This is a genomic window from Serratia sp. CY81684 (assembly GCF_052166595.1).
Taxonomy (GTDB): Bacteria; Pseudomonadota; Gammaproteobacteria; order Enterobacterales; family Enterobacteriaceae; genus Serratia; species Serratia nematodiphila.
Genome location: NZ_JBJNOO010000020.1, coordinates 1 through 1,064, shown reverse-complemented (window position 1 = coordinate 1,064; position 1,064 = coordinate 1). Strand labels below are relative to the sequence as shown.

The window sequence follows — 1,064 nt, the reverse complement described above, 5'->3', positions numbered from 1 at the left end:
CCAGGGAAGACTCATCTTGAGGCAAGTTTCGCGCTTAGATGCTTTCAGCGCTTATCTTTTCCGCACTTAGCTACCGGGCAATGCCATTGGCATGACAACCCGAACACCAGTGGTGCGTTCACTCCGGTCCTCTCGTACTAGGAGCAACCCCTCTCAATCTTCCAACGCCCACGGCAGATAGGGACCGAACTGTCTCACGACGTTCTAAACCCAGCTCGCGTACCACTTTAAATGGCGAACAGCCATACCCTTGGGACCTACTTCAGCCCCAGGATGTGATGAGCCGACATCGAGGTGCCAAACACCGCCGTCGATATGAACTCTTGGGCGGTATCAGCCTGTTATCCCCGGAGTACCTTTTATCCGTTGAGCGATGGCCCTTCCATTCAGAACCACCGGATCACTAAGACCTACTTTCGTACCTGCTCGAGCCGTCACTCTCGCAGTCAAGCTAGCTTATGCCTTTGCACTAACCTCACGATGTCCGACCGTGATTAGCTAACCTTCGTGCTCCTCCGTTACTCTTTGGGAGGAGACCGCCCCAGTCAAACTACCCACCAGACACTGTCCTCACCCCAGATTATGGGGCCGAGTTAGAACATCAAACATTAAAGGGTGGTATTTCAAGGATGGCTCCACGCAGACTGGCGTCCACGCTTCAAAGCCTCCCACCTATCCTACACATCAAGGCTCAATGTTCAGTGTCAAGCTATAGTAAAGGTTCACGGGGTCTTTCCGTCTTGCCGCGGGTACACTGCATCTTCACAGCGAGTTCAATTTCACTGAGTCTCGGGTGGAGACAGCCTGGCCATCATTACGCCATTCGTGCAGGTCGGAACTTACCCGACAAGGAATTTCGCTACCTTAGGACCGTTATAGTTACGGCCGCCGTTTACTGGGGCTTCGATCAAGAGCTTCGCCTTGCGGCTGACCCCATCAATTAACCTTCCAGCACCGGGCAGGCGTCACACCGTATACGTCCACTTTCGTGTTTGCACAGTGCTGTGTTTTTATTAAACAGTTGCAGCCAGCTGGTATCTTCGACTGGCTTCAGCTCCATCCGC

1 rRNA gene is annotated in these 1,064 nt (G+C 53.2%); it reads right to left on the bottom strand.

The window, feature by feature from the left end:
- Positions 1 to 1,064: ribosomal RNA gene (locus ACJ8QF_RS25035) — 23S ribosomal RNA — on the bottom strand; the annotation flags it as partial.